The organism is Pseudomonas sp. MIL9 (genome assembly GCF_016887925.1).
In the GTDB taxonomy this organism is placed as follows: Bacteria; Pseudomonadota; Gammaproteobacteria; order Pseudomonadales; family Pseudomonadaceae; genus Aquipseudomonas; species Aquipseudomonas mohnii.
In genome coordinates, this window is the sequence record NZ_JAFEHE010000007.1 from 157,108 (window position 1) to 183,184 (window position 26,077).

Genomic DNA, 26,077 nt, shown 5'->3' on the forward strand with positions numbered 1-26,077 from the left:
TTGTCGGAGCACGGCTTGCCAGTGATGGCGCAGGCGAAATCGCTATCGCTGGCAAGCCAGGCTCCCACAGTTCCGTGTGTTAGAGAGTGCTCAATTCGGCGAAACACTGCTCGATCGAGCGCCGCTGTGTTTCGGCATACAACCCCAGTTCATCAATCGTCGGACGGCCCAGGGCCTGCTCGAACGCTTGCTGGTTGGAATGCACGCCGTAGTGGGTTTGTGCCGCATCCCCCAGGTTTGACTGGAATATCCCCGCCGCACTGACCGGCAGAAAATCTTCGTACACCAAGGGTTCGACCCGCAGATAGCCACCGCTGACCAGGTCTTCCAGCGTCAAGGTGTTCAGCGCCTTTGCGGCCAGGCCTTTTTCCGTCACGAAATAGCGAAAGTACGCCAGGTCCTGTTGGCGCATGCCTTCATAGGTGTCGGGAAACTCGCTGAAATGTTGCACCATCAGCGCGTTGTAGCGTGCAGCGTTGGCTTCGTTGGGGAAATCCTTGAGCTCATCGCGTGCCGCATTGAGCAAGCGGTCGTACAGCGCCCGTCCTTTAGGGGTGAGGGCCGCGCCGCGTTGTTCGATTTCACCGAAGCGGGCGCTGTGGCTGCCCCGGGCCTCGGCCTGATCGGTGAACGCGATCGGCTCGTCGAGTGCCTTGAAACTGGTCTGGCGCAACAGAATCGGGCACTGGCGGCGGGGCGGGCCTTCGATCACGGCTTTGGGGGTGATGCCGCGCGCCGGCATTTGCGCCTGGACGATATCGATGTCCAGGGTGCGTGGCGTCAGGTGATTGATGTGCGGCCCCTTGAAGGCCACCACATCGGCAATCAGGCGATGCTGGGCGCTGAGCTGGCGATACTGTTCGGCGGTGACGGTAGCGCTGTGATGCCAGCGGAAGGTTTCCAGCGCGTGCACGACGAAATCCCGGGCTTGCGCTTCGGTGAGGCCGCCCTGGGTTTCGGCGCAGTCGATCAGGGTCAGCGCGGTGGGGGTGAAGATCGAGCGCTTGTCGAGCGTCGATTGGGCGAATGCCCGCAGCTCCGGGTCTTCGATCAGTTCCAGGCGCAACAGCGAGGTGAATACCCGGAACGGGCTGACTTGCAGCGCCTCTTCATGCACGGCGCGAAACGCGGTGGAGTGCACCGGTACCCCGGCCGGCGTCAGGTCGTAATAACCCACCGGTTGCATGCCCATGACCGCGAACAGACGGGCGAGGGTTGCCAGTTCTGCCGCCGTGCCGACACGGATCGCGCCATGGCGCTCCAGGTCCAGGCGCTCGATTTCGCCGGTGCTGTTCAACTGCCGGGCCACTTGCGGATCGCTGTCCAGCACATGACGGTTGGTCTGCTCCACCAGTTCCATCAGCGCGCCGTACAGGGGCACCTCTTCGCGGTACATGTCGGACATCGCTTTGGAGAAGCGTTGGCGGATCAGGTCGGGGCTGACGAAGTTCGGATGATTCATGAACACAATTCCTGGCGCGGTGACGTTGAGCAAAAGATCGCAGCCTTCCGCGTCGCCGACAAACGAAGTTTCTGACGAACTTCATTCTGCAAAGGACTGCATCCTCAGTGCAGGCGTTGATCCTGAGGGCTTTCCGAGCGCAGGGATGCCAAAAACTCCCGATACAGGCGTGCCGAACCGGCTGGCGCTTCGACCATGGGCATGTGCCCGATGCCCTCCCAGACTTCCACGCGCAGATTGGCCAGGCCTTTGCTCCAGATGGCCACGCTGCTGACGTCGATCAAGCGATCCTTGCGTCCCCACAACAACAGCGCCGGCGCCGTTATGCCTGGAAGCTTCGGCTCCATCGGTGGGCTGGCGCGAAAGTCGCGGAAGATTTCTTCCAGTTCGTCACGTGCCTGTTCATAGCGATGGGCCATGGCGTCCAGCACCACGCGCGGCACCCAGGGCGGGGAGGCCATGGTCATGCCATAGAAGTATTTGAATTCTTCCCGGGAGTTGATCAGGAACGGGTTGTGGCCCTTGGCCAGGTGCCGTTCCAGGTCACTGGGTTCGGGCGCGGTGACACCCGCCGGGTCGAACAGGGCGACCGAGGCAATGCGGTCCGGATACGTGGCCGCCAACCATGCCGCGATATAGCCGCCCATCGAGTTGCCGATCACATGGACCTTGTCGACCCCACAGACATCGAGCAGCTGGATCATGCGCTTGGCCTGCAGCGGGATGTCATAGCCGCCGCCTTCCTTGAAGCCGGTTTCGCCATGGCCGGCGATGTCGGGGATGATCACCCGGTAGCTGCCGACAAAGTGCCGGGCAAAACGCAGCCAGAGATTTTTGTCGGCACTGAAGCCGTGCAGCATCAAGACGTTGCTGGACGCCTCATAAGGGCCGCCTTGCCAGGTCGAGACGGTCATTTCGGAAATGGGCACGACGATCTTGTGCAACTTGTACAGCTTGGCCTCGGTGGCCACGCTCAAGTCATAAAGCCAGTAGCCGACGGCCGGGTAACTCAACCAGCTCCAGGCTGCAAAGACCGCGATAGCGACAACCAGTAAAAGCATCAGGCGTCTTCCTTCTAACGGTTCAGGACAAGATGTGATCGGCGGGTTTCAGGGCTCGGGTCAAGCGATGGAAGCTGAAACTGAACCCCGGAAACATGGCAATCACATGACCGCTCTTGCTTTGATACCAACTGTGGCAGCCTCCTGACTTCCACACGGTGCGTTCCATTTCTCTATGGATCATTTCAGTGTAGGTACGTTCTGCCTCGGGGCGTACTTCAATGCTGCGCAAACCTCGTGATTCAAGGGTGCGGATGCAGTCGAGGATGTAATTCATCTGCGATTCGATGATAAACAGCGCCGACGTGTGGCCGATGCCGGTGTTCGGACCGGTGACGATAAACAGATTGGGAAAGTCCGGCAGGCTGGTGCCGAGGTAGGCACGGGGGAACTGGGCCCAGACATCTTTCAGGCGAGTGCCATGCTTGCCGGTGACCGGGTAGGAGATCACCCCGTCGGTGGCGTCGTAACCGGTAGACCAGACGATCAGGTCCACATCGATGTGCTGCCCGTCCTGCATGACGATGCCGGTTTCATCGAGGGCGGCAATGCCTTGTTCACGGCTGTGCAACGTCACATTGCTGCGCCCCAGTGCCGGGTACAGCGTGCTCGACAGAATCACCCGTTTGCAGCCGATGGTGTAGTCCGGCGTGAGTTTTCGCCGAAGTTCGGCGTCCGGTACCTGGCGTTTGATAAAGCGCAAGGCCTGGTGCTGGACCATGCGTATCGCGGGTTTCGAGTATTTGAAGGCAATCACCCGGGTTTCGAATTGCCAGTAAATCAGCCAGCGCAGCAACTTGTAGGCTGGTTTCAGCCCGAGCAACCAGCGCTGGAAACGGCCAAACGAGCGGTCAGCCCGAGGCAACACCCAATGCGGCGTACGCTGGAATACGTGCAGGTGCGCGACATCCGGGGCGATCGCCGGAATCACCTGGGCCGCACTGGCGCCACTGCCGACGATGGCCACGCGTTTTTGGCGGTAGTCGTAGGAGTGATCCCAGTTGTTGGTGTGAAAAGTCTTGCCCCGAAAGCGTTCCTGACCCTCGAAGCGTGGCACCACAGGCTGGCTCAGGGGCCCGGTGGCATTGATCAGGAACTGCGCGTAGAAGGTGCCCTTGCCGGCCGTGTGGACCGCCCAGCGTTTGCTTGCGTCGTCCCATTCGACGCGTTCGACATTGGCCTGCAGTTCCACCCGGTCGCGCAGGCCGAAGTGCTCCACGACATAGCGGGTGTAGCGATGCAGTTCGGCCTGTTCGGCGAACATCTGCGTCCAGCGGTAGGGCGCGAAGGACAGCGAGTAAAGGGGCGAGGGCACGTCGACCGCCGCGCCGGGATAGGTGTTCTGGCACCAGGTGCCACCGAAGAAGTCACGCCGCTCGAGCAGGCGAAAGTCGGTGATGCCAGCCTTGAGCAAGTTGACCGCCGCACACTGACCACCAAAGCCGCTACCTATGATCAACACCCGAAAGGTCTGCATGGGCCTCCTCTTTCTCGTTTTCGCGTCAAGCCTGTCTTCATGTATAGCCAAACATTGAGCGTACGCTCGACGGCTATGCCACGGTATTCATCCCGCCCACCGGTGATGGCTATTTGACGTTACCCTGTTAGACTCCGAAAGATACGCGCAACCCTGGAATCATCAGGTACCGCTCTGTGGAGAGGTCCCAATGGGAAAGACGGGAGTGAAAGGACTTTCACTGGCCAGGAGGCTCTACACGTCGCGCATGCTCGGCCTGGTGCTGGGTCTGTTGTGCGTGAGTGTGGCGATGTACCCCCTGAACCCGGCACCCTGGGTCTGGGCACTGATGCTGTTCAACGGTCTGATCTGGCCGCACCTGGCCTATCAATGGGCGCGTCGGGCCAAGGCTCCCTATCATGCCGAACACCGTAACCTGCTGGTTGACGCCTTTCTGGGTGGCTTCTGGGTGGCGGCCATGCAGTTCAATCCGCTGCCCAGCGCGACCACCATTTCCATGATGGCGATGAACAATGTGGCGATCGGCGGCTTGCGTTTTCTGTTGGCGGGCAGCGTCACGCAGATCCTGGGGATCGGCATCGGATGGCTGATTTTCAAACCGCTGTTCATTCCAGAAACCAGTCAGTTACAACTCTACGCCTGCTTGCCCCTGATGTGTTTTTACCCGCTGGCGCTGGGGTGGATCTGCTTTCGCCAGGCCCATACCCTCGGTCGGCAAAAAAGTGAATTACTGGCCCTGAGCCGAACCGACAGCCTGACCGGTCTGCTCAACCACGGCGCCTGGAAGGATCAACTGGAAATCGAGTTTCAGCGTTGCCAGCGCCAGCACCAGGGCGGGGCGATTGCGCTGATCGACATCGATCATTTCAAACACATCAATGACACTTACGGTCACGTCGCGGGCGACATCGTGTTGCGGCAGCTGAGCAAGATGCTCAAGCAGAACCTGCGGGCCACCGATGTGGCCGGGCGTTATGGCGGTGATGAGTTTTGCGTGATTCTTCCGGATTTGCCCTTGAACAACGCGGCGGCGGTCATGGAAGCGCTGCGTGATCGCTTTGCCACGTTGGGTTATGAGCAGAATCCGGCGCTGAAAGTCAGCCTGAGCATCGGCCTGGCTGCGTTCAACCCTGGCCACAGTGACGCGACCTCGTGGCTCGGCGATGCCGACCAGGCATTGTACGAGGCCAAGACGACGGGGCGTAACCGGGTCATTTGCTGCAGCGATGGTCGCTCTCAGTATGAGTTGCTCGATTCGGTTTGATGTTGGTTGAGGCAGCCTGCCTTGCTCCCCGATTCCTTGGAGCTGGCTTGTCGGGGCGCCGCATCGCAGCGAAGGCGGCCTGACAGCCGACCTGTGTGTTGTTGACCGCGTACATATCCGTTGCTGCGGTAACGGCGGCTGACGGTTTCGCCCTTACGGCGAGTCACTTTTTTTACAAGCGCCTAAAAAAAGTAACCAAAAAAACGCTCGCCCCGAGCGTCCGGCCCCTCGCTTAGGCTCGGCGTTCCTTCGCTGCGGTATCCATCCGGGGACACTGCCCTCCGGTCGGCTTCGCTTCGACCTGCATGCAGCGTGTTCGACTGCGTCGAACGGCGCTGCGCGCCACTCCCCGGATGCACACCTCCACTCAGCCTCCCGAAGGGGCGGGTGGATCAAGATCAAGAGCTGCAGGCGAGCTAACGCTCGGCCTGATGAGTGGTGAGGAGCGGGTGGGTGTACGCCGTCGTGCTTTTCTGTGGGAGCTGGCTTGTCGGGACGCCGCATCGCAGCGATGGCGGCCTGACAGCCGACCAATCATTTTCAGATGTACTCAGTCCACTGTAGGAGCGAGCCTGCTCCGGGCGGCGTTCCGACGATAAACGTCCAGGCGACTTGGGTATTCAGACAGCCCGCGTCATCGTTGACGCCCATCGCGAGCAGGCGATGGGGTTTCACGCAGTTAACGTTTGCTCGCCATCATTCTTTTACGTGCATGAACTCTTCCGCCCAACGGATGTATTCCGCTGGTTGCGTATAGGTGTGAGTCAATTCCGTCGCGCTCAGGTCGGCGGCCTGGGTGAAGATCTGTCGTTGCTCGCGCAGGCTGTCGTAGGTGGCCTTGATCGCGGCGAAGTAGGCGCCGTGGCCGTCGATGACGACGCGCACGCCCAGTTCGGCCAGGCGTACGTCATCACGCAACAACGGATTTCCGTAGGTCACGAGCATCAGCGGCACACTCAGGTGCTCGGCGATTTGTTCCAGATGGTCGAAATCCTTCACGCCAACCATGCAGATGCCATCCGCCCCGGCGGCCTGGTATTGCTTGGTGCGGCTGATGATTTCCTGCACCGGAAGAATCCCTGCGTGGGTGCGGGCGATGATTGCCAGTTCCGAGTCACACCGGGCTTCCAGGGCTGCGCGGATCTTGCCGACGCCTTCGGCAACGGTGATCAGGTCCGTGGACTTGCGGCCGAATTGCGCCGGCAGCAAGGTGTCTTCGATGGTCAGGGCGGCGACGCCGGCACGTTCGAGCTCGACGATGGTGCGCATGACATTGAGGGCGTTGCCGTAACCGTGGTCGGCATCGGCGATCACCGGCAGTTGGGCGACGCGGCCGATGCGGGTGGCCTGCTCGGCGAACTCGCTGAGGGTGATCAAGGCGAAGTCTGGGGCACCCAGTACCTGCAGCGACGCGACCGACCCGCCGAGAATACCCACTTCAAACCCCAGGTCCGCCGCGATGCGCGCCGACATCGGATCGAAGACCGACGCCGTGTGGTAGCAAGTGTTGGAAGCGAGTAATTGACGGAAACTGCGGCGCAAATCTTGATGAGAAAGCCTGGACATATGGGTTCCACCAATGGGAATGGAAGGGCTTGAGCAAAAGTGTCAACGCCGAAGACGTAAAAGGCTATCACGGGGGGCGGTCGAGAATGATGACGAATTTGCAGAGGATGCCCAACAGTTGGCGACGCGGTAGCGATTACGCCGCCACCGCCTGCAACTGTTGCGGGAGCAGCGGTACGGCGCGGACCGAGTCACCGGGTTGCAGTTGCAGGCGTTTGACGGTGAGGCGGTCGACGATCAGGCGGTCGCCCACCTGGCGCGCCGGGGTGGCGGTGATGCGGCAGTTTTCCAGGCGACGGTTGTGGATCAGCCACACGGGAGCCTGGTCGTCCGGGGGGGCGATGGTCAGCTCCAGTAACTGGCTGTCGCGCACGCTGCGGATGCTCGAAACGGGGGACTCGATCACCGGGCCGGCGTCGAAGATGTCGATGTAACCCTTGTGGGCAAAACCTTCGGCGGTGAGGATCTTCAGGGCCGGCCCGGCCTTCGCGTGAGGCTTGCCGATCACCGCCTGGGCCTGTTCGGTCAGCAGGCAGGCGTACAGCGGTTGGCGCGGCATCAGTTCCGCGATGAACGCTTTGTTGCCCAGCCACGACAAGTGATCGGCGTGCTTGAAGTCCATTTTGAAGAAGTGGCGACCGACGCTGTCCCAGAAGGGAGAGCAGCCTTTTTCGTCGGCACTGCCGCGCAGTTCGGCGATTATCTTGTCCCCGAACAGGTGCGCAAACTCGGCCACGAACAACAAACGCCCCAGGGACAGCAACCGGCCGTGATGGCTCTGACGTTGGTCGGGCCGCAGGAACAGCGAGCGCAGATCCGATTGACCGGTCATTTCATTGTTCATGAACAAGGTCGGGATGTGGCGCTCGATGCCCAGGTCCGGTGATGAGCTGACCGTCAGCCCGACCCGGTAGCTGTACCAGGGTTCGCGCAGGCCCACGGCCCCGGTCAGGGCGCTGACGCCCACCACTTGCTGGTCGTCGTCTTCGAGGACGAACAGGTAATCGGCGTCGGCGCGCTCGACTTGTTCGGCGAAGGTTCTTTGCGCCCAGCGCAATCGGTGAAGCAGGCGCTCTTCGTTGGCCGGCAGCGACGTCAGTCCGCAACCAGCCTGGCGGACCAGTGCGAGCAAGGCGGGCAGATCCGTCACCTGGACCGGACGAACTATCATGCTGCAACTCCTTGCGCGAGCCTGCACGGGGACGGCCGTAGTGCGCGGTGAGGGACGCGGATCACAAGGCAATCAGCCGGATCGGGCTGCCTTCGCTCACCTTCAGGGCCGCGCACATTTCGGCGTCCAGGGGCAGGGGCTGCCCGGCGCGGTAATCCAGGTCGGCGACGATGGCGCGGTAATTCTCCAGCGAGTCATTGCAAAGCAGATAGCGGCCACGGGCGTCGATGGATGAGCCGGGTTTCACCGTGGCGGTCGCGCTTTGCGCAATGGAACGAATGCCAGCGGTGCGTGCATACAGCGTTGGGCCGCCGTCAAAGAGATCGACATAACTATTGGTTTGGAAACCCTCGCGCTCGAGGATATCGAAGGCCTCCTGGCCATCGGGGTGAACCCGGCCGATGCAGTCTTGCGCGGCCTGGGGCAGCATTGGCACGTAGATCGGGTATTGCGGCATCAGTTCGGCAAGAAACGCTCGACTCTCAAGCCCGCAGAGCCGCTCGGCCTCGACATAGGGCAGGTCGATGAAGTGCTTGCCCAGCGCATCCCAGAACGGCGAATGCCCGTCATCGCGGCTGAAACCAACGATTTCGCTGATGACCCCGTCGGCAAAGCGCGGCGCGTGGGCGGCGATGAACAGCAGTCGCGCCCGTGACAACAGTTCGGAGTACGCCGTGCGCACCAGCGTCGGATCGATATGAAAACCGCGCAGCAAGGTATGGCCGCCGAGGTCGTGGCACAGCGACAGAGCCGGCACGCCATGCTCGATGTTCAGCTCCCGCGAGGCACTGTTGAAGTGACGGTTGCGCAGGCTGTAGAACGGCTCGCTGAAACCCGCCATGGCGAGAATTTCCGAGCAGCCCGCCAGTCGCCGCGTCGTCGAGTCTTCCAGCACGAAGAAGTAATTCTCGGGGCCCGGGCTCTGGACGGTTTGCTCGAACGAGGTGCATGAGTCGAGAATTTTATCGTGCAAGCATTCGCTGTCGTCTGGCAGCGACGTGATGCCCACCAGGCTTTCGCGGGCCAGCCGCTGCAATTGGGGCAGGTCGGTTAACACCACTGGACGCAGGACCAGCATGGATGCACTCCTGTATCAAAGCGTTCGGCGGCTGGCACCGAACCTGACAATCACTGTCGGTTTCCACGGATTGATCGGCGGTTGCCTTGTCGGACGCCGCTCTTTTTCAGGTGCTATTGCGGATTGACCGCGCGCGGTATCAGGTCTGCGTCGTTGCAGAGGCCGGGACTGATCGGGTGGCGCGTGGCTTTGGACGGTGAACTGTCCAGACGGGAGTCAATGATCGGGTCGTTAAATGAGGGCATCCGGGCTCCTGCTGGATGGGGCGATAATCCTTTGAAACCAGTATTTGATTAAGGCGCACTACATGTCTAGTTAATTTTGGTGCGGTTTTCCAACGCCGAAAATTGAGCGAAATGCCTGTACGCCGATGGCGACGGGGATGACGGCCAACCGTGTAGGGCATTGCCTATAAACAGATCGGAGACGGCTTTTGTTGTCAGACGAAATGCCCCTTCGACAACCTTTCTTGCGGCACAATTGCGCGACCACCGGCAAGTCGCCGTCCCTTACTTTCCATCGACAGAGTAATCCTTCGTGCAGGCGACCCGTTTGACCCTGATATGCCACGCTCGAACCGTCGCACAAAAGTTGGCGAGGTTTCCTACGGATGAACCTCTGGAGATGGATTGGCAATCGGTGCGGGGTTCCCGTCGTGCTCAATTCAAAAATGCTCCACGGCTGTTGTGCGGCCCGGAACTGCGGACCCGGCAGACCGCCGAACTGTTCGGCAGCCACGCTGAGGTGGTTGAGGCATTGCGCGATTGCGATGTCGGGCGCTGGAGCGGTCAGCGCATCAATGACCTGCAAAAATCCGAAGCGCAATGGCTGCAGTCCTGGCTCGCCGACCCGGCTTCGGCGCCCCACGGTGGCGAGTCGGTGAGCGAGGTGACTGAACGGGTGGTCGCCTGGCTGACGACATTGCAGTCGATACCGGGGCATGTGGTGGCGGTGACGCATCCGTTTGTCATCCGCGCCGCGCTGACGTACGTGCTGCACGGTTCGGCATTCAATCTGATTGATGTCGAGCCGCTGTCGAGCGTCGAACTCCGGTTCCAGGGTTGCTGGCGATTGCGTTTGGCGGGCGCTGAGCCCGAGGATAGATGCGGATGAAAAAACTCCTGGTCATCGGCATCGGCGCCGGCAACCCCGACTACATCACGATTCAGGCGGTGAAGGCGCTGAACAAGGTCGACGTGTTTTTCCTGATGGACAAGGGCCAGAGCAAGGACACGCTGATCGACCTGCGCCGTGACATCTGCGAACGCTACATCACCGATCGCCATTATCGCTTCGTCGAAGCCCGCAGCCCTGAGCGCGAGCGCGGGGATGTGGACTACAAGACCAGTGTCGATGACCTGAACCTGGCCAGGCAGCGAACCTTCGAGAGGCTGATCAATGAGGAAATGTCCGACGACCAGTGTGGTGGTTTCCTGGTTTGGGGTGACCCGGCGTTGTATGACAGCACCCTGCGCATCTTGCAGGCGATTCTGGCGTCAGGCGCCTGTGCCTTCGAATTCGAGGTGATCCCGGGCATCACCAGCGTTCAGGCGTTGGCGGCGCAGCACAAAGTGACGCTCAATCAAATTGGCGGCTCGATTGAAATCACCACCGGCCGGCGCCTCGCCGCCGGTCAGGTGAGCGATGCCGATAGCCTGGTGGTGATGCTCGATGCCCAGGATGCCTATCATCAGGTGGCGGATCGTGAGACCGATATTTACTGGGGGGCCTACCTGGGGACGCCGGATGAAATCCTGATCAGCGGCAAGCTCAAGGATGTGGCGGATGAGATCGAGCGGGTGCGCAAGGCGGCCCGACTGGCCCATGGCTGGATCATGGACACCTATCTGTTGCGCAAGCCTTGACCCCACGCCCAAACCGCTCCCGATACACCGACGGCGGTACACCGACCACGCTGCGAAACGCCACCCGGAAGCTTTCCACCGAACGATAACCACAGCGCAGGGCAACCTGCTCGGTGTTTTGATCGGTGCTTTCCAACAGTTCGCGGGCGCGGCCCAGGCGCTCATGTTGCAGCCAGGCCTTGGGTGACTGGCCGCTGGCTTCGCTGAAGCGGCGCAGGAAGGTTCGCTCGCTCATGGCCGCTTCGCTGGCCAGGTCACGTACTTCCAGCGGCTCATGCAATCGCTCCCGTGCCCACTGCATGACGCGGGAAAGATCACTGCGCGGCGCAGGACTGACCGGCGTCGGAATGAACTGCGCCTGGCCACCGGTGCGTTGCGGCGACATCACCAGCCGCCGTGCCACCGAATTGGCCACTTGTGTGCCGAAATCCCGAGCCACCAGATGCAGGCACGCGTCGATGCCGGCAGCGCTGCCGGCCGAGGTAATCAACTGGCCTGAATCGACGTACAACACATCGGGGTCCACCAGAATGTTCGGAAAGCGTTGCGCCAGCTCCGTGGTGTAGCGCCAGTGTGTGGTCGCACTGTGACCATCGAGCAACCCGGTGGCGGCCAGCACGAACACCCCGGAACAGATCGACAGCAACCGTGCGCCCCGGGCATGGGCCTGGCGCAGGGCGGCGAGCAGTGCCTCCGGCACCGCTGCCTGGCGATCGCGCCAGCCGGGAATGATGATGGTCCGGGCCTGTTCGAGCAGTTCCAGGCCGCCATCGGCCAGCACCTGGATGCCACCCATGGCGCGCATCGGTCCTTTATCGACAGCGGCGACGCAATGCTCGTACCAAGGGAAATCGAACTCCGGCCGCGCCAGGCCGAAGATCTCGACGGCGATGCCGAACTCGAACGTACAGAGGCCGTCGTAGGCCAGAATGGCGACCGATCCTGGGGTAGGCTGCATTTGGCGGAAAATTCCCGGTTGGTGTCTTGTGCGCCACTTTAGCCGCAAGGGGCAGGCGAATAAAGTGTGTTCACACCCAACGACACTTAGGAGTACTGCCCATGACCAGTCTGGTTCGCGAAATTCCCGCCGCCCCCTCGGCCATTGCCCTGATGCACTTCAGCAATCGCCTGACGTTCGAAACCGATTGCTCCGACGTCCATGGCAGTCAGGCCGCTGGCGAAGTTGATTTCATTCTGTTGGACGTGCGCGGCCCGCTGGCCTTCGAGCGTGGGCATGTACCGGGGGCGATCAATATTCCGCGGCGATTGCTCAGCGCTGAAGGTCTGGCGTTTTACCCGAAAAACACCCTGTTCGTGGTCTATTGCGCCGGCCCTCACTGCAATGGCGCGAACAAGGCGGCGGTGAAACTGGCGGCACTGGGTTATCCGGTCAAAGAGATGATCGGTGGCGTGACCGGGTGGCTGGATGAAGGATTTAAATTGAGCGCCGCGGTGCAACGTCCAGCCACAGCGCCGATTGGATGTGAATGCTGATCAACTGAGGTGAGGGAGCAAGCTCCCTCGCCACAGGTTTAGCGTGTGCCTGACGACGCGTGCCACCACCCATCCAGCGTCGCCTGCAACCACTCGAACACGGTTGCATGGGCGGCGCTGTCTTGCTGACCCCGCGGCAATGGCGATTCATCCGCAAAATGCTCATTCAGGACGGCCACCGATTCGGCGTTCCACTCCGGATGGAACTGCAGGCCCACCCGAGTCGGCCCGGCGCGGTACATCTGCTGTTCGCACTGCATGCTGCTGGCCAGCAGTTGCGCATTCGGTGGCAGGTCGATGGCGTCTTCGTGCCACTCCAGCACCTGCAGCGACTGGCCATCGACAAAGGTCACGGGCGTCCATCCGGTTTCCATTCTGTCCATCCGTCGCACATTCCCGCCCAGACTCAGTGCCAGTAACTGCGCCCCCAGACAAATCGCAAACACCGCTGCGCCTTGATCCAGGCTGGCTCCCAACCACTGACGTTCGGTTTCCAGCCACTCTGGCCCGGCGTTGGCCTCATGAGGCCCACCCAACAGAATCACGGGGGCTGCACTCACGGGCGGCAACTGGCCGAGGTCGGCGCGAAATACATTCAGGGTCAAACCACGGGATTCGGCCCACAGGGCAATAGCGCCGGGACCTTCAGCGGGATGGTGCTGGATCAGATTCAAGGACGGCATCACGCATCTCTTCAGGGGCAGGTGGGCGGCCAATGTGCCGCAAAAAATGCTGGGTCGCCAGCGCGATTCTTCGGTCGGAATACAGCTGAATTCTTGTAGGTTTTTTTCGATTTGGCGGATTGTCTGACAGTCTTTGCACTGCGATGGCGCACGCCCCATCGGCCTTTATTCCTGCGGCCACTTTTATGTAAGTATTTGTCGCTTCAACACAATTTGCCCTCCTGAAGCCACTCTAGACTGCCGGCCACTTCGGTCTTTACCAGCCACAAGCTACCGACCGAACGCTGCCAATAAGAGCCTCCGCACACAGGAGTTATAAATGAAGAAGCTAGTGATGTTCGGTGCCCTGGCACTGTCGATGCTGTCCCTGACCGCCGTGGCCGAAGACGCCAAACCGATCCGTATCGGTATCGAAGCCGGTTACCCGCCGTTCTCGATGAAAACCCCTGACGGCAAACTGACCGGTTTTGACGTGGACATCGGCGACGCCCTGTGCGAGCAGATGAAAGTGAAGTGCACCTGGGTCGAGCAAGAGTTCGACGGCCTGATCCCGGCACTGAAGGTCAAGAAAATCGACGCCATCCTGTCGTCCATGACCATCACCGACGACCGCAAGAAGAACGTCGATTTCACCATCAAGTACTACCACACCCCGGCGCGCTTCGTGATGAAGGAAGGCACCGATGTGAAGGACCCGCTGACCGAACTCAAAGGCAAGAAAGTCGGTGTGCTGCGCGCCAGTACCCACGACCGCTTTGCCACTGAAGTGCTGGTGCCGGCCGGCATCGACCTGGTTCGCTATGGTTCCCAGCAGGAAGCCAACCTGGACATGGTGTCAGGACGCGTTGACGCGCTGCTGGCCGACTCGGTCAACCTGGACGACGGTTTCCTGAAAACCGACGCCGGTAAAGGTTTCGCGTTCGTGGGTCCTGAATACAACGATCCGAAATACTTCGGTGGCGGCGCCGGTATTGCCGTGCGCAAGGGCGATAAGGAGCTGGCGGACAAGTTCAACACCGCTATCACCGAAATCCGCGCCAACGGCAAGTACAAGCAAGTGCAGGACAAGTACTTCAAGTTTGACGTTTACGGCGAGTAATCGAACCGTGCAAAAGGTGGCAACCGTTGACGCGGTTGCCATTTTTTTATGATTTTCAATCAGGCCGCGATTTGTTGTGGGAGCGAGCTTGCTCGCGAAGGCGTTGTGTCAGGCAACATCAATGTTGAATGTGCAGACCTCTTCGCGAGCAAGCTCGCTGCCACAAGGGATCTTGGTGCCGCTGATATCGGAGCGCCCCATGCAACGCATCAACCACTCTCTGCCCTGGAGCCATCTGGGGACCGAACGCACCCTCAGCGTGTTCCGTTATGGCGCGGGCACTCGCAAGGTCTACATCCAGGCCAGCCTGCACGCCGACGAGCTGCCCGGCATGCGTACCGCCTGGGAACTGAAAAAGCGCCTGGCCGAGCTGGAAGACCAGGGTCGGTTGCAGGGTGTGATCGAACTGGTGCCCGTGGCCAACCCCATTGGGCTGGATCAGCATCTGCAAGGCAGCCACATGGGCCGCTTCGAACTGGGCAGTGGCAAGAACTTCAACCGCTCGTTCGTCGAACTCAGCGCACCGGTGGCGCAGTTGATCGGTGATCGCCTGGGCAGCGATGCCGAGGCCAACATCGCGCTGATTCGCCAGACCATGGGCCAGGTGCTCGACAGTCTGCCGAGCCCGGCGTCACAGCTGGAAGCCATGCATCGCCTGTTGCTGCGCCACGCTTGCGACGCGGATATCACCCTCGATCTGCATTGCGACTTCGAAGCGGCGATTCACCTTTACGCCCTGCCGCAACACTGGCCGCAGTGGCGATCCCTGGCCGCTCGCCTGAAGGCCGGCGTCGCCTTGCTGTGCGAAGATTCTGGCGGCAGCTCGTTCGACGAGTCTTGTTCCTCGCCATGGTTGCGTCTGGCCAGGGCGTACCCCGAGGCGGCCATTCCACCGGCCAACCTGGCGACCACTCTGGAGCTGGGCAGCATGGGCGACACCCGCGTCGATCAGGCCCAAGCCAATTGCGAAGCCATTCTCGGCTTCCTCGCCGAACAGGGTTTCATCAAGGGCACCTGGCCAGCGGCCCCGGCGCAATGCTGTGAAGGCATGCCGTTCGAAGGCACCCAATACCTGTTCGCGCCGCATCACGGCGTGGTCAGTTTCCTGCGCGATGCCGGTGAGTGGGTGGAGAAGGGCGATGCGCTGTTTGAAGTGGTCGACCCGTTGAACGACAAGGTCACCACGGTTTGTGCCGGCACTAGCGGCGTGTTGTTCGCCATCGACCGCGGTCGTTACACGCAGCCGGGCACCTGGCAGGCGAAAGTTGCCGGGCGAGATCCGATTCGGGTCGGCAAGCTGATCAACGACTGAGCCGATTCACCTGCAGGCGCTGGCTTGCCGGCGATGGGGTTGCCGAGATCGCCATCGCTGGCAAGCCAACGCCTTCACAGGGGAGTGCGTAGCCGGGAAGAGATGTTAGGCTCTGTCCCGAATCCTGCGCACTGTGAAGGAAGCTCCATGTTGAAATTTCTTGCTCTGCTCACGCTGTTGGCGTCCGCCGCTGTCCACGCTCAAACCCCGCTGCAAACCGATCTGCCGCTCAAGTACCTGGAGCAGGCCAACGTCGATTCCCGCGATCAACCCCTGGTGATTTTCCTCCACGGTTACGGCAGTAACGAGCAGGATCTGTTCGGCATCAAGGATGACTTGCCCGCGCAATACACCTACCTGTCGGTCCGTGCGCCGATGGTGATGGAAGAGGGCAGTTACCAGTGGTTTCGCAAGAAGGGTGAAGGTGCCTACAACGGCGAGACAGATGATCTGAAGACCAGCGCCCAATTGCTGCTGGATTTCGTCGCCCAGGCGGCGAAGAAATATCACACCGAACCGGACAAGGTGTTTCTGGTGGGATTCAGCCAGGGCGCGATCATGTCGTACGAGGTCGCCCTGCGCCACCCCGAAGCGGTGGGCGGGATCGCGGCGTTGAGCGGACGGATTCTGCCGGTGCTCAAATCGGAGCTGCAACCGGATGAAAAACGCCAGTCGCTGGCGATTTTCATCGGGCATGGCACGGCGGATAAACGCCTGCCGTTCAGTGACGGCACCGACGCCGACAGCCTGCTCAAGAGCGCGTCACTCGAACCCGAGTTTCACGCCTACCAAGGGGTTGGCCACAACATCAGCGCCGACGAGGTGCAGGATTTGAGTGCCTGGTTGCAGCGCCTCAATCCTTGATGTTCATTTGCCGCTGACGATCTGCTTGATCAGGGTTTCGTGGGCAGCCATGTCGCCGGGACGGGAAATCACCCGGACCACGGTCATGTGATTGCCGGACGCCGCCATCAACGTCGTATTGAGGGTCTGACCACCGCCCTGGGTGGCGGTGCTGTCGACCTGGCGCAGGCCCAGTCCGGTTTTTTTCAGGGTCAGGCTTTTTTCGCTGAGTTTGTTGTAATCCGGCAGGGCCTTGCGTTGCGCGGCGTCGAAGTCGGCTGCGGTGCCGTCGAGAAACGCGCCATCGTTGTCCTCGACCTTGACCCCTTCCGGCAGGCTGTTTTCAGCGGCGATCACCACGGTCTTGGTGGTTTCGTTGCTGTACATGGTGCCGCTCGCACCGGTGGGGCTGGTCGGCAGCGGGTTGGCGATGAAGCCCTTGGGCAGGGTGAAGGTGAACTTGCCGCCGAGCAGCGAGACTTTCTGAGTCGGTGCCGTCTCTTTGGCAGTGGCCTTGGCGGCCTGCGCATTCAAAGCCCCAAGACTGGCCGCCGCTGCCAGCAACAGAACAACGGCTTTTTTACTCAACAGTGACATTCGGAATCTCCAGGGATGGTCGCGCGATGGGGCGGCGATCATCCCATGGAGGTTATGGCGGGTTCCAGTACGGACTAACGGACGGTCACTGATGCTCAGGGGTATTCTTGCCTGGCGTGTAAAACGCTCAGGATCTCGATTCGATCCGTTAATTGATAAACCACCAGGTAGTTGGGGTGCACAACAATTTCACGGGTACCAGGCACTCGGCCAAATCGATAGAGATAGGGTGTTCAGGTAGGGCTGAAGTAGCGGCCTCGATGGCTTGGGACAGGTCGATCGCTGCTGCCACGTTACGATCGCCAATGTAATTAAGGATTTGCCAGAGTTCGGCCCGCGCTTCAGGCCGCCACTCAACCGGCATCGCGCTTGTTGCGCTTCGATTCGATAAGGGCTCGCATTTCAGCCATCACTTGGTCGTGCGGGATACTTGGGCGTGGATCATCCAGTGAAGCCTGGACCTTCGCGTGGAACCAACGGTCGTAGCTGGCGGCCTGCTCTTCGGTTTCGAATTCTGAAACGATGGGGGAAAGGTCGGCGCTCATGGGGGCCTCCGGAATCAATGCTTGTCAGACTAAGGGGTATGTGGCGAGTTGTCGTTGCTGTCTGGATGAAGTACACCTTGCCCAGGTGCCGGTTGACGACTCCCGCCAGGACAAATCGTAGTTCCCAGGCTTGCGACGGCCAACCCTAAGATGCCGTCGGAGATTTCCTCGTTCGTTCTACGAATCATCCGTTGTAGAGGGGCATGCAGACAGTGCAGGGCGAGGGCAAGCCCCCTCGCCACAAGGTCTGGTGCAGTCAAACCTCCCGGCGCACCGGATAGCTTTTTATCACCTCCAGAAACTCGATCCGACGCTCCCGGGCCAGCAACTCCGGCAGCCGTTGTTCATACGCCTGACGGTAGGGCTTGCTCAGGTGGCGAGTGATGAAGTCCTCCTTGCTGCAATTCCAGGTTTCGTAGAGCACCAGGGTGTTCGGGTCGTCCTGGAGCTGGTGCACCCAGGTGTTGACGAAATCCGGCTCGGCCGACATCTGGTGCACGACGTCCAGCAGGCGTTCCCTGGTTTCGGCGAAACGTTCCGGTTTGGCGGGCAGGTAAACGATAAACGCGACTTGATCACTCATTTCATCACCTTCGAACGTCGGGAGCGGGTTATTGAGCCTGGTTCTGCGGGAACAGGTTACGGCGGGTTTCTTCGTCGAATTCGGCTTTCAGCACCAGTTGCCCTTTCAGGCCATGAGCGCGCTGGGCCGCGGGGCGGGCGCTGATTTCATCGAACAGACGCTTGATGTTCGGGTAGGCGGCCAGGCCGTTTTCGCCAAGGATGTACGGCGCGTAATTGGCCCAGCCCCAGAGCGCCATGTCGGCGATGCTGTAGGTGTCGCCGGCCAGGTACGGGTGATCGGCCAGACGCTGGTCGAGCACGCGGTAGTGACGCTCGACTTCCTTGAGGTAGCGGTTTTTCGCGTAGGGCAGGTCCTCCGGTGCGTGGTGCAGGAAGTGCACGGCCTGGCCCGAGAACGGCGAGAGGCCGGTGGCGATGAACATCAGCCACGACAGCAACTCGGCATTGCCGGCAGCGGTGGTCGGCAGGAAGCGCTGATGTTTCTGTGCAAGGTGCAGCAGGATCGCTTGCGAGTCGAAAACCGTGGCGTCGCCATCGATCAGGGCCGGCACCTTGGCGTTCGGGTTGATCGCCAGGAAAGCCGGCAGGTGTTGTTCGCCCTTGAAGGTATCGACGCCGATCAATTCATAAGGCGTTTGCAGTTCTTCGAGCAGCAGGGCGACTTTCATCGGATTAGGCGAAGGGTGGAAAAAGAATTTCATGGTGTAGGCCTCAGTCAGTCGTGGGTTGTGAACTGAGGTTGATGTTGGGCGAAACCCGTTCGATTGACGTACGGGGTTTTTGCTCTACTCGTACGAAATCATCGAATGTGTCCACCCGATGACCTGAAGCAACTAGCGCTTGATGGCGGTACGTCCAGCGTCCGCCGCCACCGGGTCGACGGGCGGCGCCAGCAAGCGTTTGGTCACCCCCAGCATCGCCACGGACACCGCCACTCCCAGGACGAATGCGTTCATCCCGAGTGCTGGCAATGCCAGCGTCAGGACCAGGCAAAAGGCCGAGAACGAGTACATCCCGGTCGCCGTCGCGCGCAGCAGGGCAGCGGTAAACGCCGGACCACGGGTTTGCTGGGAAAACACTGCCATCACGCTGCCCAGCACCGGGAACACGGCGAGCAGGCCGCTCCAGCGATCACCCACAGTGCTGGCAAGCAAGGTGACCGCGAGGGTCAGCAGGGCGCCAGCGATCATGCGCAGCAGCAGTTTGTCGGACTTGGGTGCCGGGCCTGACAGGATCGGCTGTACCGACGGGAACAGGTGGGGCGCGGCCAACAGTGCCGTTGCGGCGGCGATCACCGACAGTGGCAGCGACGGCGGGATCAACGACAGCAGCACCGCCGCCGTGGCCCACACCAGCAGTGAAGTCGTTAGCGCCAGCGGCCATCCCGTGCGTTGGGCGACCTGCGCATAGGTCACACAGAAGGCGATCATCGCGAACATCGCCGACAGTGCCGCCATGGCCGATTGCGCGGCGAAGGCTTCACCTTGTTCGATGGCGAGGAAAAACAGAATCGGCCCGACCACCACCGGCAATCCCGACAACCAACCGGCCACGCTCGGCCCCCAGCGTTTACCGGCCAGGGAAATGAGCAGCAGGAATCCTGGAATGACCAGCAGTTTGAGCATTAGCACACGCACATCTCCACTTTGTTTCAGGCGGCAACGTTAGCATTGCGAACAGTGGATTGCTCTATAACGGTTGATTTTTTGTATACAACATTTCCCTCCCATACCGCACACTTCTGTAGAGCTGGCTTGCCAGCGAACGCGGCAACGCCATAATCGGAAGCGACATGCTCATCACCGCCAACCCGGCTCCCACAGGGTTTTGCGTATACGCTGAAACGTCTAAGCTGGGCGTCTCCCACCTGTTGATGGACCTTCGCGTGAAATTCAGCTTGCCCAAAGTCGGCACCGCGCCGTTTTGCCCCCCGGAAGTGGCGGGCAGTGTTGCCGTCGACCCCAATGCCTCCTTTTTCAAACGCGTGCTGCGCTTTGCCGGCCCCGGTTTGCTGGTGTCCATCGGCTATATGGACCCCGGCAACTGGGCGACCGCCATCGAGGCCGGCTCGCGGTTTGGCTACAGCTTGCTGTTCGTGGTGCTGTTGGCGAGCCTGGCGGGGATGGTGGTGCAGTGTTTGTGTTCGCGCCTGGGCATCGCCACCGGGCGTGACCTGGCGCAGTTGTCCCGGGAGCGCTACAGCACGCGGACTGCGCGCACGCAGTGGCTGCTGGCGGAAATCTCGATTATCGCCACCGACCTCGCCGAAGTGCTGGGCTGTGCGTTGGCGTTCCATTTGCTGCTCGGTTGTTCGCTGACCTTCGGCATTGCCCTGACCGCGTTCGATACCTTGCTGGTGCTGGCCCTGCAAAACCGGGGCTTTCGTCGTCTGGAAGCGATCATGCTGGTGCTGGTGGCCACCATCGGCGCGTGCTTCTTCGTCGAACTGCTGTTGATCAAGCCTTACTGGCCCGACGTCGCCCGAGGTTTCACGCCTTCACTCTCCGCCATCGGCGAGGCCGCGCCGCTGTATTTGGCCATCGGCATTCTCGGAGCCACGGTGATGCCGCATAACCTCTACCTGCACACGTCGATCGTACAGACGCGGCTGATCGGCAAGGACCTGGCCAGCAAGCAGGACGCCGTGCAGCTGGCGCGAATCGACACCATCGGTTCCCTGGCGCTGGCGCTGTTGGTCAACGCAGCCATCCTGATTCTCGCTGCCGCGGCGTTTCACCAGACCGGGCATACCGATGTCGTGGATATCCAGGACGCCTATCACTTGCTCGATCCTCTGGTGGGCGGGGCGTTGGCCAGCGTGCTGTTCGGCGTTGCACTGCTGGCTTCGGGACAGAGCTCGACCTTCACCGGCACTATTGCCGGCCAGGTGATCATGGAGGGCTTCCTGAACCTGCGGATTCCTTGCTGGCAGCGGCGCTTGATCACCCGCGGCCTGGCACTGATCCCGGCGTTCATAGGCGTGTGGCTGATGGGCGACGGTGCCATCGGCAAGTTACTGGTGCTCAGTCAGGTGGTGCTGAGTCTGCAGTTGCCGTTTGCCTTGTACCCGCTGATCCGGATGACCAACGATCACAGGCTCATGGGGCCGTTTGTGAACCGGTTACCGACGCGGGTGCTGGCGTGGGGGTTGTTCGTGCTGATCAGCGGGGCGAACAGCTGGTTGATCCTGCAGTTTCTGGCATGACGCTGTCTGAAAGCCAGAAAAAAGAAACCCGGTGCGACGCGAATCACACCGGGTGTTTTACCAGGCTGCAACGGTTCTTCGTGGGTCCCCGTGCAGCCTGTTGAACGCGTTAGGCCCGCTCGAGCGCCAGTGCCACGCCCTGTCCACCACCGATGCACAGGGTGGCGAGGCCTTTCTTGGCGTCACGCTTGATCATTTCATGCAACAGCGTCACCAGTACCCGGCAACCCGACGCACCGATCGGGTGGCCCAGGGCGATGGCGCCGCCGTTGACGTTGACCTTGTTCAAGTCCCATTCCAGGTCCTTGGCTACAGCCAGCGATTGTGCGGCGAAGGCTTCGTTGGCTTCGATCAGGTCCAGTTGATCGATGGACCAACCGGCCTTGTCCAGGCAACGACGGGTGGCCGACACCGGGCCGATGCCCATGATCGCCGGGTCCACGCCAGCGTTGGCGTAGGCCGCGATTTTCGCCAGTACCGGCAGACCCAGGGCCTTGGCTTTCTCGGCACTCATCAGGATCACCGCGGCGGCGCCGTCGTTGAGCGACGAAGCGTTACCGGCAGTCACCGAGCCGTCCTTTTTGAAGGCTGGCTTGAGTTTGCCCAGGGATTCGGCGGTGGTGCCGGCCCGTGGTTGCTCATCGGTGGCGAAGGACAGGGGATCGCCCTTGCGCTGGGGAATCAGGATCGGTGTGATCTCATCGACAAAACGACCGCCTTCGATGGCGGCGGTGGCTTTCTGCTGCGAGGCGGCGGCGAATGCATCCTGCTGCTCGCGGGTCAGGCTGTACTTCTCGACCAGGTTTTCGGCGGTGATGCCCATGTGGTAATCGTTGAACGCGTCCCATAGGCCGTCGCTGATCATGGTGTCGACGAGCTGCGCGTTACCCATGCGCAGGCCGGTGCGGGCACCGGGCATGACGTAGTTGGACAGGCTCATGTTTTCCTGGCCGCCAGCGATGATCACCTCGGCGTCGCCGCAACGGATGGCCTGGGCGCCGAGGTGCAGGGCCTTGAGGCCGGATCCGCAGACTTTGTTCAGGGTCATGGCAGGCACGGCGAAGGGCAGGCCGGCCTTGATCGATGCCTGGCGCGCGGGGTTTTGCCCGGCGCCGGCGGTCAACACCTGGCCCATGATCACTTCATCGACTTGGGCAGGGTCCAGGCCGGTTTGCGCCAGCAACTGACGGATGACCGCCGCGCCCAGGTCAACGGCGGATACGTTTGCCAGGGAGCCCTGGAAACTGCCGATGGCGGTGCGTGTGGCGGCAACAATGACGACTTCTTGCATGGAATGATTCCTCACTGGTCAGCGAACTGCATTTCCGGAACGTGGTCCGGCACGATCAGTTTGCCGGCGGTTTTGGCAACGATCTCTTCAACGCTGACGCCGGGTGCGCGTTCCTTGAGATGGAAGGCGCCGTCCTGGATTTCCAGGTAGGCCAGGTCGGTCAGCACGCGCTTGATGCAACCGGCGCCGGTCAGCGGCAGGCTGCATTGGGACAACAGCTTGGACTCACCGTCCTTGGACGCGTGAGTCATGATAACGATGATGTTTTCCGCGCCGGCCACCAGGTCCATGGCGCCGCCCATGCCCTTGACCAGCTTGCCGGGAATCATCCAGGAGGCGATGTTGCCCTGTACGTCGACTTCGAAGGCGCCCAGCACGGTCAGGTCGACATGGCCACCGCGGATCATCGCGAAGGATTCGGCCGAGGAAAAGATCGAAGCGCCGATACGGGCGGTCACGGTTTGTTTGCCGGCGTTGATCATGTCGGCATCGATGGTTTCTTCTGTAGGAAAAGGACCCATGCCGAGCAGGCCGTTTTCCGACTGCAGCATGACTTCCATGCCTTCGGGGATGTAGTTGGCGACCAGGGTCGGAATGCCGATGCCCAGGTTTACGTAGAAGCCGTCCTGCATTTCGCGGGCGACGCGTTGAGCCATTTGTTCGCGGGAAAGTGCCATTGTTGTTATTCCTTCATTCGGTCCGGGGGCAGGGGATCACTTACGCACGGTGCGCTGTTCGATGCGCTTCTCGAACGTGCCGCAGATGATCCGGTCGACGTAGATGCCAGGGGTGTGGATCTGCGACGGCTCCAGCTCGCCGGGTTCGACGATTTCCTCGACTTCGACCACGGTGATCTTGCCGGCGGTGGCGGCCAGCGGGTTGAAGTTCTGGGCGGTGTGGCGGTAGATCACGTTACCGAAATGGTCGGCTTTCCAGCCTTTGACGATGGCGAAGTCGCCGGTGATGGATTCTTCCATCAGGTACTTGCGGCCATGGAATTCGCGCACTTCCTTGCCTTCGGCAACCGGGGTGCCGACGCCGGTCGCGGTGAAGAACGCCGGGATGCCGGCGCCGCCTGCGCGCATTTTTTCGGCGAGGGTGCCTTGGGGGGTCAGGATGACTTCGATTTCGCCCTTGAGCAGTTGTTCTTCGAACAGCTTGTTTTCGCCGACGTAGGAGGCCACGACTTTGCTGATCTGGCGGTCGGTCAGCAATACGCCGAGCCCGAAGCCGTCGACGCCGCAGTTATTGGAGACCACGGTGAGGTCGCGTGTGCCCTTGCGTTTGATCTCGGCGATCAGGTTTTCCGGGATCCCACACAGGCCGAAGCCGCCGGCGATCACCGTCATGCCGTCTTCAAGGCCTGCCAGAGCTTCCTCGTAGGAACTCACGCGCTTGTCGAAACCTGCCATATGCACCTCTTTTATTCTTTATGGGCGGCTGGCTAGCCGAATGGGGTTGAGTGTCTCGCCGCGAGATTGATTTGTTAAGTTGTTTTTTTGGCTGTATTAATTGATAAAACTCATCAAATTGCTGCTTTCGATCTTGCAGCTTAGAGCGTGTAGCTTACAACTGGAGCAAAGCACATTGACCATCAAGCAGATCCGCGCCTTCCTGGCGGTGGCCCAGAGTTTGAGTTTCGCCGTGGCCTGCGAGCGCTTGCACCTGTCTCAGTCGGCCCTGAGCCTGACCATCAAGGCGCTGGAGGAGAGTCTGGGCGGGCGATTGTTCACCCGCAATACGCGCAATGTCGCGTTGACCGCCGAGGGTGAATCGCTGGTGCCGCTGGCGCGCCGCCTGATTGCTGACTGGGACAATGCCGAAGATGAATTGCGCCAGCGCTTCACCCTCCAGCGCGGGCGCGTGACCCTCGCGGCCATGCCGTCGTTCGCCGGCAACCTGCTGCCACCGATCCTCAAGACCTTTCGCGCGCGCTACCCGAAAGTCAACGTCACGGTGAACGACGTGATCAACGAGCAAGTGCTGGAAATGGTCCGTGACCGCCAGGTGGAACTGGGGGTGGCGTTCGAACCGACCCAGAATTCGTCGCTGCATTTCACGCCGCTGTACGTTGACCGCTTTGTGGCGGTCGTGCCCCTTGATTCGCCGCTGGCCACGCGGGATGACATCGACTGGCAGACCTTGCTCAAGGAACCATTCATTACCTTGCAGCGCCCATCGACGGTGCGGGTGATGCTGGAGGAACACTTGCAGGCGCGGGGCATGAAATTGCCAGTGGAGTTTGAAAGCCATCAGTTGTCCACGGTCGGTCGGATGGTCGCCAGCGGACTGGGCGTGAGCGCGGTGCCGGCCCTGTGCGCCGGGCAGATGCGCGAACTGGGCGCGCGGTGCATCACCTTGCACGACCCGGTGGTGGAGCGGGCGCTAGGGGTGTTGACGTTGCCGGGGGGAGAACTGTCGGCGGCGGCGCAGGCGTTGTTTGATGTGCTTAAAGAAGAAAGTCCGGGTCGGCAGGCAGACGGACGTTGATCACCCTTCTTGTAGGAGCGAGCCTGCTCGCGATGGACGCCAGGCCACCGCGGGCATTCAGATAGCCCGCGTCATCGTTGACGTCCATCGCGAGCAGGCTTGCTCTACGAGGATTGGGTCGCGTCAGTGGTGGGAGAGGCGCTGTGCCAGTAACGGCAACAACTGCTCGCAGGACATCTCTATCTTCAAATCCAGCAGGTCGTCGGCCCGCGTCTTGCCCAGGTTGATCGCCAGCAATGGCTTGCCCTGATCCACCACCGCGCGGCACAGGCGAAATGCCGAATAGGCCATCAACGACGAACCGACGACCAATAGCCCGGCAGCCTTTTCCACCGCAGCCATCGCTTTGGCGGCGGTTTCCTGCGCGACGTTTTCGCCAAAGAACACCACGTCCGGTTTCATCCGTTCACCGGCGCAATAGGGGCAACGGGGTACTTGAAAGCGGGCTTCGAAGGCGGCATCCAGCAAGGTGTCGCCGTCTGGCGCCTGCACTGCATCAACGCCGGCCAGATAGGGGTTCTGTGCTTCCATCTGTTGCTGGATCGAATCCCGTTCGCTGCGTTTGGCGCAGTCCAGGCACAGCACCCGGTGCAGGCTGCCGTGCAGTTCGATCACGTCATGGCTGCCGGCCTGATCGTGCAGGGTGTCGACATTCTGGGTGATCAGGCCGCTGATCTGCCGGGTACTCTGCAAGCGGGCCAGGGTGTCGTGTGCCACGTTCGGTCGGGCCTGGCGCACCCGTGGCCAGCCGAGCATCGCCCGCGCCCAATAACGTCGGCGGGACTCGGGCGCGGAGAGAAATTCCTGATACATCATCGGCTGCCGGCCACGGCGTACGCCCTGATTGTCGCGATAGTCGGGAATGCCCGACGGGGTGCTGATCCCGGCACCGGTCAGAACCACGAACGGTTGATCGTCCATGAGCTGTTGCAGGCGGTCGAGTTGTTCGTGGATAAGGCTGTCGAGCATGTCGGGAAACCTGTAGGAGC

General features: G+C 61.1%; 27 protein-coding genes and 1 pseudogene. 9 read left to right on the plus strand and 19 right to left on the minus strand.

What is annotated here, in order from left to right; translation table 11 throughout:
* Positions 1–79 precede the first annotated feature (79 nt).
* The 3 genes from JQF37_RS10040 to JQF37_RS10050 all read right to left on the minus strand — a co-directional run bounded on the left by JQF37_RS10040 (position 80) and on the right by JQF37_RS10050 (position 4,000).
* Entirely contained in the window at positions 80–1,462 is a 1,383-nt protein-coding gene (locus JQF37_RS10040; protein ID WP_130209937.1) for a VOC family protein, read from the minus strand.
* Positions 1,463–1,566: 104 nt separating this feature from the next.
* Positions 1,567–2,523, minus strand: coding sequence for an alpha/beta fold hydrolase (locus JQF37_RS10045; protein WP_130209939.1), 957 nt, complete (start codon positions 2,521–2,523; stop codon positions 1,567–1,569).
* Between the two features lie 22 nt (positions 2,524–2,545).
* Positions 2,546–4,000: an NAD(P)/FAD-dependent oxidoreductase gene (locus JQF37_RS10050; protein WP_130209941.1), complete on the minus strand. Its 1,455-nt coding sequence runs from the start codon at positions 3,998–4,000 to the stop codon at positions 2,546–2,548.
* A gap of 190 nt (positions 4,001–4,190) precedes the next feature.
* Here JQF37_RS10050 and JQF37_RS10055 point away from each other — a divergent pair, with 190 nt between their 5' ends.
* Positions 4,191–5,264: a diguanylate cyclase gene (locus tag JQF37_RS10055; RefSeq protein ID WP_130209943.1), complete on the plus strand. Its 1,074-nt coding sequence runs from the start codon at positions 4,191–4,193 to the stop codon at positions 5,262–5,264.
* 696 nt (positions 5,265–5,960) lie between these two features.
* On the opposite strand, the gene JQF37_RS10060 is transcribed toward JQF37_RS10055, so the two are convergent.
* The 4 genes from JQF37_RS10060 to JQF37_RS31700 form a co-directional block, all read right to left on the minus strand.
* Positions 5,961–6,830 carry an oxaloacetate decarboxylase gene (locus JQF37_RS10060; protein WP_130209947.1) on the minus strand — a complete coding sequence of 290 codons (870 nt, stop codon included), beginning with the start codon at positions 6,828–6,830 and terminating at the stop codon, positions 5,961–5,963.
* Between the two features lie 136 nt (positions 6,831–6,966).
* The gene (gene astA / locus JQF37_RS10065; RefSeq protein ID WP_130209949.1) at positions 6,967–8,001 is read right to left on the minus strand and encodes an arginine N-succinyltransferase; all 1,035 of its coding nucleotides are present in this window, start codon (positions 7,999–8,001) and stop codon (positions 6,967–6,969) included.
* Positions 8,002–8,062: 61 nt separating this feature from the next.
* The gene (locus JQF37_RS10070; protein ID WP_130209951.1) at positions 8,063–9,079 is read right to left on the minus strand and encodes an arginine N-succinyltransferase; all 1,017 of its coding nucleotides are present in this window, start codon (positions 9,077–9,079) and stop codon (positions 8,063–8,065) included.
* 113 nt (positions 9,080–9,192) lie between these two features.
* The gene (locus JQF37_RS31700; RefSeq protein ID WP_262984259.1) at positions 9,193–9,324 is read right to left on the minus strand and encodes a hypothetical protein; all 132 of its coding nucleotides are present in this window, start codon (positions 9,322–9,324) and stop codon (positions 9,193–9,195) included.
* Between the two features lie 292 nt (positions 9,325–9,616).
* On the opposite strand from JQF37_RS31700, the gene JQF37_RS10075 reads away from it, so the two are divergent.
* The gene (locus JQF37_RS10075) at positions 9,617–10,192 is read left to right on the plus strand and encodes a histidine phosphatase family protein (RefSeq protein WP_130209953.1); all 576 of its coding nucleotides are present in this window, start codon (positions 9,617–9,619) and stop codon (positions 10,190–10,192) included.
* Positions 10,189–10,944, plus strand: coding sequence for a precorrin-6A synthase (deacetylating) (cobF, locus tag JQF37_RS10080; protein WP_130209955.1), 756 nt, complete (start codon positions 10,189–10,191; stop codon positions 10,942–10,944). Before JQF37_RS10075 ends, cobF begins: the two co-directional genes overlap by 4 nt.
* Here the strand turns inward: cobF and ftrA are convergent.
* A complete protein-coding gene (gene ftrA, locus JQF37_RS10085; RefSeq protein WP_130209957.1) occupies positions 10,913–11,902 on the minus strand; it encodes a transcriptional regulator FtrA in 990 nt (329 codons plus the stop codon). The genes cobF and ftrA overlap by 32 nt on opposite strands.
* A 101-nt stretch (positions 11,903–12,003) precedes the next feature.
* Here ftrA and JQF37_RS10090 point away from each other — a divergent pair, with 101 nt between their 5' ends.
* Positions 12,004–12,438 carry a rhodanese-like domain-containing protein gene (locus JQF37_RS10090; RefSeq protein ID WP_130209959.1) on the plus strand — a complete coding sequence of 145 codons (435 nt, stop codon included), beginning with the start codon at positions 12,004–12,006 and terminating at the stop codon, positions 12,436–12,438.
* 38 nt (positions 12,439–12,476) lie between these two features.
* On the opposite strand, the gene JQF37_RS10095 is transcribed toward JQF37_RS10090, so the two are convergent.
* Entirely contained in the window at positions 12,477–13,121 is a 645-nt protein-coding gene (locus JQF37_RS10095; protein WP_130209961.1) for a GMP synthase, read from the minus strand.
* Between the two features lie 319 nt (positions 13,122–13,440).
* On the opposite strand from JQF37_RS10095, the gene JQF37_RS10100 reads away from it, so the two are divergent.
* From JQF37_RS10100 to JQF37_RS10110, 3 genes are all read left to right on the plus strand, one after another.
* Positions 13,441–14,220, plus strand: a complete 780-nt coding sequence (locus JQF37_RS10100; protein WP_130209962.1) for an ABC transporter substrate-binding protein — start codon at positions 13,441–13,443, stop codon at positions 14,218–14,220.
* 199 nt (positions 14,221–14,419) lie between these two features.
* On the plus strand, positions 14,420–15,532 hold the full coding sequence (locus JQF37_RS10105) for a succinylglutamate desuccinylase/aspartoacylase family protein (RefSeq protein ID WP_130209964.1): 1,113 nt from the start codon (positions 14,420–14,422) through the stop codon (positions 15,530–15,532).
* Positions 15,533–15,679: 147 nt separating this feature from the next.
* Positions 15,680–16,396 (plus strand): dienelactone hydrolase family protein, encoded by a 717-nt coding sequence (locus JQF37_RS10110; protein ID WP_130209965.1) that lies wholly within the window; start codon positions 15,680–15,682, stop codon positions 16,394–16,396.
* A 3-nt stretch (positions 16,397–16,399) separates the two neighbouring features.
* On the opposite strand, the gene JQF37_RS10115 is transcribed toward JQF37_RS10110, so the two are convergent.
* The 6 genes and pseudogenes from JQF37_RS10115 to JQF37_RS10140 all read right to left on the minus strand — a co-directional run bounded on the left by JQF37_RS10115 (position 16,400) and on the right by JQF37_RS10140 (position 19,733).
* Entirely contained in the window at positions 16,400–16,972 is a 573-nt protein-coding gene (locus JQF37_RS10115) for a hypothetical protein (RefSeq protein WP_130209967.1), read from the minus strand.
* 95 nt (positions 16,973–17,067) lie between these two features.
* Positions 17,068–17,336: pseudogene (locus JQF37_RS10120) on the minus strand (type II toxin-antitoxin system RelE/ParE family toxin).
* Entirely contained in the window at positions 17,326–17,517 is a 192-nt protein-coding gene (locus JQF37_RS10125) for an antitoxin (RefSeq protein WP_130209969.1), read from the minus strand. The pseudogene JQF37_RS10120 and the gene JQF37_RS10125 overlap by 11 nt, the downstream one beginning before the upstream one ends.
* 256 nt (positions 17,518–17,773) lie before the next feature.
* On the minus strand, positions 17,774–18,100 hold the full coding sequence (locus tag JQF37_RS10130; RefSeq protein ID WP_130209971.1) for an antibiotic biosynthesis monooxygenase: 327 nt from the start codon (positions 18,098–18,100) through the stop codon (positions 17,774–17,776).
* Between the two features lie 28 nt (positions 18,101–18,128).
* Positions 18,129–18,803, minus strand: coding sequence for a glutathione S-transferase N-terminal domain-containing protein (locus JQF37_RS10135; protein WP_130209973.1), 675 nt, complete (start codon positions 18,801–18,803; stop codon positions 18,129–18,131).
* A 132-nt stretch (positions 18,804–18,935) separates the two neighbouring features.
* A complete protein-coding gene (locus JQF37_RS10140) occupies positions 18,936–19,733 on the minus strand; it encodes a hypothetical protein (RefSeq protein WP_130209975.1) in 798 nt (265 codons plus the stop codon).
* Positions 19,734–19,987: 254 nt separating this feature from the next.
* Here JQF37_RS10140 and JQF37_RS10145 point away from each other — a divergent pair, with 254 nt between their 5' ends.
* Positions 19,988–21,307: an Nramp family divalent metal transporter gene (locus JQF37_RS10145; protein WP_130209977.1), complete on the plus strand. Its 1,320-nt coding sequence runs from the start codon at positions 19,988–19,990 to the stop codon at positions 21,305–21,307.
* A gap of 109 nt (positions 21,308–21,416) precedes the next feature.
* On the opposite strand, the gene JQF37_RS10150 is transcribed toward JQF37_RS10145, so the two are convergent.
* Genes JQF37_RS10150 through JQF37_RS10160 form a run of 3 tightly spaced genes read right to left on the minus strand, consistent with a single transcriptional unit; the run spans position 21,417 to position 24,010 of the window.
* The gene (locus tag JQF37_RS10150; protein ID WP_130209979.1) at positions 21,417–22,598 is read right to left on the minus strand and encodes an acetyl-CoA C-acetyltransferase; all 1,182 of its coding nucleotides are present in this window, start codon (positions 22,596–22,598) and stop codon (positions 21,417–21,419) included.
* A gap of 11 nt (positions 22,599–22,609) precedes the next feature.
* Positions 22,610–23,275 carry a CoA transferase subunit B gene (locus tag JQF37_RS10155; protein WP_047530552.1) on the minus strand — a complete coding sequence of 222 codons (666 nt, stop codon included), beginning with the start codon at positions 23,273–23,275 and terminating at the stop codon, positions 22,610–22,612.
* 36 nt (positions 23,276–23,311) lie between these two features.
* Complete coding sequence (locus JQF37_RS10160; RefSeq protein ID WP_047530551.1) at positions 23,312–24,010, minus strand: CoA transferase subunit A; 699 nt, start codon at positions 24,008–24,010, stop codon at positions 23,312–23,314.
* Between the two features lie 175 nt (positions 24,011–24,185).
* Here JQF37_RS10160 and JQF37_RS10165 point away from each other — a divergent pair, with 175 nt between their 5' ends.
* Complete coding sequence (locus tag JQF37_RS10165; protein ID WP_130209981.1) at positions 24,186–25,088, plus strand: LysR family transcriptional regulator; 903 nt, start codon at positions 24,186–24,188, stop codon at positions 25,086–25,088.
* A 123-nt stretch (positions 25,089–25,211) separates the two neighbouring features.
* Here JQF37_RS10165 and JQF37_RS10170 read toward each other — a convergent pair whose 3' ends face one another.
* Positions 25,212–26,057 carry an NAD-dependent protein deacetylase gene (locus tag JQF37_RS10170; protein WP_130209983.1) on the minus strand — a complete coding sequence of 282 codons (846 nt, stop codon included), beginning with the start codon at positions 26,055–26,057 and terminating at the stop codon, positions 25,212–25,214.
* Positions 26,058–26,077 lie beyond the last annotated feature (20 nt).